Genomic DNA, 8,158 nt, shown 5'->3' on the forward strand with positions numbered 1-8,158 from the left:
TCCATCCTTTGCATCCAGATCGCCGGCGATGAACAGCGCAGCGGTGCCGAGGCCGCGGACGCACTGGTCCGTGCCTTGCAGCTGTGGCTGCCTGCAACATCCCTTGGCGGGGTCGAGTCACTGATTGAACGCCGACGCCGGCACACAGCCGAGCCCCTCAGCGTCCCGGAGAACCTGGTCCGCTTGAGCGTCGGGATCGAGAACGTCGAAGACCTCTGGTCCGACCTTGAGCAAGCACTGAAGTCGTTGGACGGCTAGGCTAAAGGGCGTGGACGGAAAATTCTTGATCGCGATAGTCACCGGCGCGGTGTACCTCATCCTTGGCTTGGTAGCCCTTGCCTTGGAACTGTGGGCCTTCGCGGACTGCCTGCGCCATAAGCCGACGCTCTTTGTGGCTGCTTCCAAGCGGACCAAGACGTTCTGGACCGCGCTCACCGGCATTGCTTTTGCCATCGGCGCCTTGACAGTGATCAGCGGCGGAAGCGGCTTGGGCCTCTTCGGCATCGCTGCTGTCACCGCGGCCTGCGTTTACCTTGCCGACGTCCGTCCCGCCCTCCGCGAGGCAGGCAGCGGCGGCAACCGCAACGTGGGCCCGTACGGTCCCTGGTAGAAGGCTCTACCTGGGCGCCACCGCGTCCCACGCCACCGTCACTTCACCGAGGCGCCACCGCGCCGGACCGTCCTGAAGCGGCCATCCGGCGTCGAGCAGTGAACGGCACATCCCTGTCCAGCGCTGCCGGTTGCCGAACGACGCCAAAGGGGCCGCCTCCAGCCAGGCCTTGTCCATCGCCCGCAGGAACGCGTAGATGGGTTCGCCGGGAACGTTGCGGTGAATCAGGGCCTTCGGCAGCCGCTCAGCAACTTCAGAGGGCAGTTCGAAACTGCCGAACCTTACCGAAAAGCTGAGGCTCAGCGGGCGCTCCGGATCAAGGGCCACCCACGTCACGCGGCGGCCGATCTCGTCACACGTGCCGTCAATGAACAAGCCCCCCGGCGCCAGCCTCGATTGCACCAGCCGCCAAATGCCCGCCACATCAGCTTCCTCATACTGCCGCAGCACATTGAACGCGCGGACCAACACCGGATTTCCCGGCACCGGAACCTCGAACCCGCCCACGTGAAAGCTCAGCCCCGGCCGCTCGAGCGCCTTGGCGGTCCGGACACGCTCCGGCTCAATCTCGATACCGCAGACCCGGACATCCGGACGCACGGCCTGCATCCGTTCGAAAAGTTCGACGGCGGTGGTCGGCGAGGCGCCATAGCCCAGATCCACCACCAGGGGCTCGACGGCGGCACGCAGCCGCCATGCCTGCGGCCCGGAAAGCCAACGGTCCAGGCGGCGCATGCGATTGGGATTGGTGGTGCCGCGGGTGATGTTTCCCACGGGCTTCCCGCCCCGACTGCGGGGAGAGCCCACCCGTTCCGCTTTTTGCACCACGGCCCCACTTTATCTCGCGCGGACGTAACGCCGGGCAGGGCACGTAACCGCTCAGCTAGGATGAAAACCATGACTTACAAGCTGATTCTGCTGCGCCATGGCCACAGCGAATGGAACGCCAAGAACCTGTTCACCGGTTGGGTGGACGTTGACCTGAACGATCAAGGCCGCGAAGAAGCAGTCCGCGGTGGAGAGCTCCTGGTTGAGAATGACATCCTGCCGGACGTCCTCTACACCTCGCTCCTGAAGCGTGCCATCAACACCGCGAACATGGCCTTGGACAAGGCTGATCGCGGCTGGATTCCCGTCAAGCGCGACTGGCGCCTGAACGAGCGCCACTACGGCGCACTGCAGGGCAAGGACAAGGCCCAGACCCTGGCCGAGTTCGGCGAAGAGCAGTTCATGGAATGGCGCCGCAGCTACGACACCCCGCCGCCGGCCCTCTCGGACGACAGCGAGTTCTCCCAGGCCCACGACGTCCGTTACAAGGATCTTGGCGACGCATTGCCGCGTACCGAGTGCCTTAAGGACGTCCTGGTTCGCCTGCTCCCGTACTGGGAATCGGACATCAAGGAAGACCTCAAGGCCGGCAAGACCGTCCTGGTCACCGCCCACGGCAACTCCCTGCGCGCCCTCGTCAAGCACCTGGACGGCATCAGCGACGACGCCATCGCCGGCTTGAACATCCCCACCGGCATCCCGCTGGTCTATGAACTGGATGAGGACTTCCAGCCCATCAACCCGGGCGGAACCTACCTGGACCCCGACGCAGCAGCACAGGCCATCCTCGCGGTGGCCAACCAGGGCAAGAAATAAAGCCTGAACCAACGACGACGGCGGCCGGTCACCTCAGGTGACCGGCCGCCGTCGTCGTTAATGCTGTAGGGCTAGAAGCCTTCCGGCTGCCATTCGCCGGTCACCAGATAGGTGACCTTGCGTGCCACCGAGACGCCGTGATCAGCGAAGCGCTCGAAGTAGCGGCTCGCCAGCGCAACGTCCACGGTGGTGGAAGGGCTCTCGGCCCACTCGGGGGAGGCGATTGCCTTGAAGACGCTGAGGTGGAGGTCGTCCACGGCGATGTTGATCTTGAGGATGTCGCGGGCTACCTCAAGGTCGCGGGTCTCCAGGAGTTCAATGACCTTGGCCGTGATCTCGATGTCGTGCTGGGCCATGGCCTTGAAGGTCTGGGTCAGCGATGCGGGGATCACCGTGGCCGGGTAGCGCAGGCGTGCCAACTGGGCCACGTGCCGGGCGAGGTCACCCATGCGTTCCAGCGAGGCACTCATGCGCAGCGATCCCACAATCATGCGGAGGTCGCTTGCGACAGGACCCTGCAGGGCAAGGATGTCGATGGCACGCTCGTCGAGGCTGTTCTGCAGGAAGTCGATGCGGGCGTCTGCGGCGATGACGTCCTGGGCAAGGTCCACGTCGGCGCCTTCGAAGGAAGTAGTAGCCTTCGTGATTGCTTCGTGAACCAGCTTGGAGATCTCGATGAGGTCGTCACCTACCTGGGTGAGCTCCTCTTGAAAAACCTTGCGCACTAAGGCGTCCTTTCCTTGGAAATCCTGTTCCCATGATGGGGGGCGGATTTCAAAACCATTGACAGTCCAACCAGTAACTGTGTCAGGGGCCAGTGAACTGTTCGGCTCCTTTAGATGAACGTTAGTTGAACCGTCCGCGTTTAGCGCCGGATCACTGCTTGCCCGTGTTTCCACAGCATAAGCTGGACACGTGGATCCATTGCTCATAGGTGTCGTCGCAGGTCTCGTAGGCCTGTCGTTGGGCGTCTTTGGCATGCTCGCTTTCAGGATCAGCGAGCGGCAACGCAGCATTGTGGACCTGGACGTCAACGAACCCCTGCTCCCGGAAGGCGCAGCGGAAGTGCTGTCCGTCGTCGGGCGGGCCTTCGTTGTGGTGGACGCGATCGACGGCGTAGTCCGCGCGAGTCCGGCAGCCTATGCGTACGGGCTGGTGCGTGGCCACACCGTGGTGCACAAGCAGCTCCTGGATATGACCGCAAAGGTCCGCCGTGACGGCGTCATCCTGGAAGAGCAGTACGAACTCCCACGTGGTCCGCTGGGAAAGGGCACCATTGTGGTCCAGGTCCGGGCAGCCATGCTCGGCTGGGAATACATCGTGCTTCTGGCCGACGACCGTACCGAGATCACCCGTACCGAGGAGATCCGCAACGACTTCGTGGCCAACGTATCCCACGAACTGAAAACTCCCGTGGGCGCCATCTCCCTCCTTGCTGAGGCCTTGGAAGCGTCGCCGGATGACGAAGAAGCCGTGCGCAGGTTCGCCAAGCGCATGCACAAGGAGTCCGGCCGGCTGGCAGCCTTGGTCCAGGACATCATTGAACTTTCCCGCCTGCAGGGGGCCAACGTCGCCCAGCAGGGGCATCCGGTGGACATCAATACAGTGATCACCGAGGCCGTGGACCGCTCGCAGTTGCCGGCCGAGAGCAAGAACATCCAGATCGTGGTGGGCGGGCACTCCGAGTCGTTGGTCTTCGGTGATCGCGATCTCCTGGTGACAGCCCTGCGCAACCTGATCGACAACGCCATCCGCTACTCGCCGGAAAACACCCGTGTGGGCGTCGGAGTCCGGAGCAGAGAAGGCGTGGTCGCCATCTCCGTCACGGATCAGGGCGAGGGGCTGACGCCCGAGGACCAGGAACGCGTCTTTGAACGCTTCTACCGCGTGGACGCGGCCCGATCCCGCCACACGGGCGGCACGGGCCTGGGCCTCAGCATCGTCAAGCACGTGGTCTCCAACCACGGCGGCGAGGTGACCGTATGGTCCCAGCCCGGTCAAGGTTCCACGTTCACCATCCGCCTGCCTGAGATGGAAGGCCAGGACGACGACGCCGCACTGCCGGCTCCCGCTGCCACATCGGCCGGGTCGTCCGAACTTCCGGCGGCCGGCGCCGCCGTCGAAGCTGCCCACGCGGTTCGCCAAGACAACAATGCGATTCAACAACCCCAAATCGCGGGTCAACAAGGGGGCGCCAGCGGCGCCCAAGAGCAAGGAGCCAGCGCTTGAGCCGGATTTTGATTGTGGAGGATGAAGAGTCCTTCAGCGACCCCCTGTCCTATCTGCTGGGCAAGGAAGGGTTCGACGTCGAGGTAGTGGATAACGGCAGCGATGCCTTGGTGGAGTTCGACAGGAACGGTGCGGACCTGGTCCTCCTGGACCTGCAGTTGCCCGGAACGCCCGGAACCGAGGTCTGCCGCCAATTGCGCCAGCGTTCCAGTGTCCCCGTCATCATGTTGACGGCCAAGGACTCTGAGATCGACAAAGTAGTGGGCCTGGAACTCGGCGCCGACGACTACGTCACCAAGCCCTATTCCTCCCGGGAGCTCGTGGCCCGAGTCCGTGCCGTCCTGCGCCGTCAGGGAGAGCCGGAGGAACTCATCACCTCCACCGTCCAGGCCGGTCCTGTCCGGATGGACATCGAACGGCACGTGGTCAGCGTCAACGGCGAGCAAGTGTCACTGCCGCTCAAGGAGTTCGAGCTGCTGGAGATGCTGCTCCGCAACTCGGGCAGGGTGCTGACGCGCGGCCAGTTGATCGATCGCGTTTGGGGTTCGGACTATGTTGGCGACACCAAGACCCTCGACGTTCATGTGAAGCGCTTGCGCAGCAAGATCGAGCCCGATCCCTCCGCGCCCCGCTACCTGGTGACGGTGCGGGGGCTCGGCTACAAGTTCGAGCCGTAAAAGTCCGAACGAGCCGTAAAGGTCTGCAGCACCAACATCTGCAGCACCAACAAAGGAAGGGTCCCGCCTCTCGGCGGGACCCTTCCTAGTTGCGTCTACGTGCTGGTGCTTCTACGTGCTGGTGCCGGGGCTTAGTGGCCGGCGGCCGGAGCCTCGGAGGACGTCGACGTGGACGTCGGTGTCGCCGTGGGGCTCGGGGTGGTGGGCAGGTACTTGGCGTATTCGGGCAAGGTGCCGTCCAGTACCGGGACGTTGACCGTGGCTGAGTCGGATCCGCTGCGGATGGTGATCGGGACCAAGCCGCCGGGGATGACACCGGCGGTGCTGAGGATCGCTGCATCCGCAGTGTCGTTGAGGAACGTCTCCCCGTTGGCCTTCACCGGGATCTCCGTCTGGGCGCCGTTTGCACCACTGACGGTGAGCGTCGCATCCGAGCTGGACTGGTTGAACACAGCACCGATCACCCGGCCGGGCTCGTTCTCACCGGAGGCAACAATCAGGATGTTGCGCAGCTGCAGGGGACCGAGATCAGCTTTGATCCCGTCCGATGCCGAGTACTGGTGGGTAGTCTGCTGGGCGTTGACGAATCCGCAGCCGGTGACGGACAGAAGACCGACGCCGATTGCAGCCGCCGCAATTGCCAGCTTGCCGCGCTGGACAGGGTTCATCGCAGTATTGCGCACGACACCTACTCCTCAAGAGTCATTGGAACACTTTTCAGCCATAGCCTATCGGCAAACGGACCAAAGTAAGGATTCGGGGAGGCATTATGGCGCAGCCGGCAGGGGAGATCTTGCTCGCACCTTGCTGGTTCGATGCATCTTTCCCCGAATACGTCAAGACCTTGGAGGAAGTCGTTTAAGGCCTTTTTCCCTGTATTGGCGCGGTAGAAGCGCCCTTCGGGTGCCAGTCGTATGCCTTAATCGTGATAGACTAATCTGCGGGAAAGGGGAAAGTCCACATGGTTTTTGAGGTCGGCGAGACAGTAGTTTACCCTCACCACGGTGCAGCAAAAATTGAGGAAATCAAGATGCGCACCATCAAGGGCGAAGAGAAGATGTATCTCAAGCTCAAGGTGGCTCAGGGTGATCTGACCATTGAAGTTCCAGCAGAGAACGTTGACCTTGTTGGGGTCCGGGACGTAGTGGGCAAAGAAGGCTTGGAGCACGTATTTGACGTTCTCCGCGCCGAGTTCACTGAAGAGCCTACCAACTGGTCACGTCGTTACAAGGCGAACCTGGAGAAGCTTGCTTCAGGCGATGTCATCAAGGTGGCGGAGGTCGTTCGCGATCTTTGGCGTCGTGATCACGATCGCGGCCTTTCCGCAGGCGAGAAGCGGATGCTGGCCAAGGCGCGGCAGATTCTGATTTCAGAACTGGCCCTGGCGGAGAAGACCGACGAAGAGAAGGCTGCAAGCGTTCTTGACGAGGTCTTGGCTTCCTAAGAATTGATCCCCGGTGGTGCGAAAGCGCCGCCGGGTTTCTTTTTGCCCGCAAAGTACCCGGAGATACTCGTTGATCAAGTATCTTCAGTAACCTTGGGCGCATGAGTATTCCTTCCAAGCGCGCCGTTACGGCCGTGATCGTGGTTGCCGCCGGCTCCGGTGAACGCCTCGGCTACGGCATGCCCAAAGCCCAGGTTCCGCTGGGCGGCGAAACCATCCTGATGCACGCCCTCCGCGGCGTGGTTGCCGCGGATGTTGCGCGCCAGATATGCATCGCCGTGCCCAAAGGTGACACGGCGCTGCGGGAGTCGATCTCCAACTTCACCATTGATTTGGTGGACGGTGGCCCTGAAATTTCCGTGGTCGACGGCGGTTCCTCCCGCGCGGATTCTGTCCGGGCTGCGTTGGCTGCTTTGGAAGACGGCACCGAATTCGTGCTGGTCCATGATGCAGCCCGCGCCTTGGCTCCGGAGCGCGTCTTCCAGCGCGTTGCGGACGCCTTGGCCGCCGGTGCGAAGGCCGTGATTCCGGCCATGCCAGTGGTGGACACCATCAAGACGGTCGCGGAGACCACCGGTACGGACTCATCCATCGCCCCGGAAGTTGTCACCGGAACCGCGCCGCGCGAACACCTCAGGGCCGTACAGACCCCGCAGGGCTTCGAGCTGGCCACCTTGCGCCGCGCCCACGACGCTGCGGAACTTTTTGATGACAAACAAGCCGCAGCCGTGACGGATGACGCCATGCTGGTGGAACTGTTGGGCGTTCCGGTCCACGCCGTTCGGGGAGCCAGCCAATCCCTGAAGATCACCACGCCGCTGGACCTCATCATTGCCGAAGGCCTCTTGGAAGGCCCCCTGGGAATCCGTTGGGTGGAAGGCTGATGACACTGAGCCAGGACATGATCCTGCCCCGAACCGGTGTCGGTATCGATGTGCACGCGTTTGCCCCCGCGGATGACCCCCAGCCGCTCTGGTTGGGCGGGCTCTTCTGGGAAGGAGAGCAAGGACTCTCAGGGCATTCCGACGGCGACTGCGTGGCACATGCTGCCGCTGATGCACTTTTCTCTGCCTGCGGAATCGGGGATCTGGGCACCCACTTCGGGACTGACAGGCCCGAGTTCGCCGGGGCCTCAGGGGTCAAACTCCTCGGCGAAGCCGCCCGTATTGTCCGGGCAGCCGGCTTCGAAATCGGCAACGTCGCTGTGCAGTTCGTGGCCAACCGGCCCAAGTTCGGTCCACGCCGGGAAGAATCCCAACGTGTCCTGAGCGAAGCAGCGGGCGCTCCCGTGAGCGTCACGGCCACTACCAGCGACGGACTGGGGTTTACCGGCCGTGGCGAAGGAATTTCCGCCGTTGCCACCGCCCTGGTGTACCCGGTGCCCGCCCACCAAGCCACCGCAACAGAGCCGGGCCCGGCGAAAGGTGCCCCGCATGCCTAAGCCCGGCGCCGGCGTCGTGCGTTCCGCGGTGATGCTTTCCCTAGGGCTCGCCGCCGCGCTCCTGGTGGGCGGTTGCGCCGGGACGCCGAAAATGGACGTGGCGGCCAGCTGCG

General features: G+C 63.3%; 11 protein-coding genes. 8 read left to right on the top strand and 3 right to left on the bottom strand.

Annotation, left to right across the window (positions count from 1 at the left end; genetic code table 11):
• Together HP499_RS17415 and HP499_RS17420 are read left to right on the top strand one after the other, a co-directional pair.
• On the top strand, window positions 1–258 hold a 258-nt coding region (locus HP499_RS17415; protein WP_172325467.1), incomplete at its 5' end, for a PLP-dependent transferase.
• A gap of 10 nt (window positions 259–268) precedes the next feature.
• Window positions 269–610 carry a DUF2516 family protein gene (locus HP499_RS17420; protein WP_172325468.1) on the top strand — a complete coding sequence of 114 codons (342 nt, stop codon included), beginning with the start codon at window positions 269–271 and terminating at the stop codon, window positions 608–610.
• 6 nt (window positions 611–616) lie between these two features.
• Here the strand turns inward: HP499_RS17420 and HP499_RS17425 are convergent, their stop codons facing one another.
• The gene (locus tag HP499_RS17425) at window positions 617–1,438 is read right to left on the bottom strand and encodes a class I SAM-dependent methyltransferase (protein ID WP_172325469.1); all 822 of its coding nucleotides are present in this window, start codon (window positions 1,436–1,438) and stop codon (window positions 617–619) included.
• A 69-nt stretch (window positions 1,439–1,507) separates the two neighbouring features.
• Here HP499_RS17425 and HP499_RS17430 point away from each other — a divergent pair, with 69 nt between their 5' ends.
• On the top strand, window positions 1,508–2,254 hold the full coding sequence (locus tag HP499_RS17430) for a phosphoglyceromutase (RefSeq protein WP_172325470.1): 747 nt from the start codon (window positions 1,508–1,510) through the stop codon (window positions 2,252–2,254).
• A 71-nt stretch (window positions 2,255–2,325) separates the two neighbouring features.
• Here HP499_RS17430 and phoU read toward each other — a convergent pair whose 3' ends face one another.
• Window positions 2,326–2,979 carry a phosphate signaling complex protein PhoU gene (gene phoU, locus HP499_RS17435; RefSeq protein WP_172325471.1) on the bottom strand — a complete coding sequence of 218 codons (654 nt, stop codon included), beginning with the start codon at window positions 2,977–2,979 and terminating at the stop codon, window positions 2,326–2,328.
• A gap of 199 nt (window positions 2,980–3,178) precedes the next feature.
• Here phoU and HP499_RS17440 point away from each other — a divergent pair, with 199 nt between their 5' ends.
• Window positions 3,179–4,483, top strand: a complete 1,305-nt coding sequence (locus HP499_RS17440) for a cell wall metabolism sensor histidine kinase WalK (protein WP_172325474.1) — start codon at window positions 3,179–3,181, stop codon at window positions 4,481–4,483.
• Window positions 4,480–5,160, top strand: coding sequence for a response regulator transcription factor (locus HP499_RS17445; RefSeq protein ID WP_020608526.1), 681 nt, complete (start codon window positions 4,480–4,482; stop codon window positions 5,158–5,160). Before HP499_RS17440 ends, HP499_RS17445 begins: the two co-directional genes overlap by 4 nt.
• A gap of 131 nt (window positions 5,161–5,291) precedes the next feature.
• Here HP499_RS17445 and HP499_RS17450 read toward each other — a convergent pair whose 3' ends face one another.
• Window positions 5,292–5,828, bottom strand: a complete 537-nt coding sequence (locus tag HP499_RS17450) for a hypothetical protein (protein ID WP_172325475.1) — start codon at window positions 5,826–5,828, stop codon at window positions 5,292–5,294.
• A 293-nt stretch (window positions 5,829–6,121) separates the two neighbouring features.
• Between HP499_RS17450 and HP499_RS17455 the strand changes: the two genes are divergently transcribed.
• From HP499_RS17455 to ispF, 3 genes are all read left to right on the top strand, one after another.
• Window positions 6,122–6,604, top strand: a complete 483-nt coding sequence (locus HP499_RS17455) for a CarD family transcriptional regulator (protein ID WP_011690592.1) — start codon at window positions 6,122–6,124, stop codon at window positions 6,602–6,604.
• Between the two features lie 101 nt (window positions 6,605–6,705).
• Complete coding sequence (gene ispD / locus HP499_RS17460; RefSeq protein ID WP_172325472.1) at window positions 6,706–7,488, top strand: 2-C-methyl-D-erythritol 4-phosphate cytidylyltransferase; 783 nt, start codon at window positions 6,706–6,708, stop codon at window positions 7,486–7,488.
• Window positions 7,488–8,045 (top strand): 2-C-methyl-D-erythritol 2,4-cyclodiphosphate synthase, encoded by a 558-nt coding sequence (ispF, locus tag HP499_RS17465; RefSeq protein ID WP_172325473.1) that lies wholly within the window; start codon window positions 7,488–7,490, stop codon window positions 8,043–8,045. Before ispD ends, ispF begins: the two co-directional genes overlap by 1 nt.
• Window positions 8,046–8,158: the final 113 nt, after the last annotated feature.

Source organism: Paenarthrobacter sp. CM16, assembly GCF_013179505.1.
Classification (GTDB): domain Bacteria; phylum Actinomycetota; class Actinomycetes; order Actinomycetales; family Micrococcaceae; genus Arthrobacter.

Excerpts from the sequence above, each read along its gene's own strand:
- HP499_RS17430 (WP_172325470.1), top strand. The coding sequence starts at position 1,508 with ATGACTTACAAGCTGATTCTGCTGCGCCATGGCCACAGCGAATGGAAC.
- HP499_RS17450 (WP_172325475.1), bottom strand. The coding sequence starts at position 5,828 with ATGAACCCTGTCCAGCGCGGCAAGCTGGCAATTGCGGCGGCTGCAATC.
- HP499_RS17455 (WP_011690592.1), top strand. The coding sequence starts at position 6,122 with ATGGTTTTTGAGGTCGGCGAGACAGTAGTTTACCCTCACCACGGTGCA.
- ispD (WP_172325472.1), top strand. The coding sequence starts at position 6,706 with ATGAGTATTCCTTCCAAGCGCGCCGTTACGGCCGTGATCGTGGTTGCC.
- ispF (WP_172325473.1), top strand. The coding sequence starts at position 7,488 with ATGACACTGAGCCAGGACATGATCCTGCCCCGAACCGGTGTCGGTATC.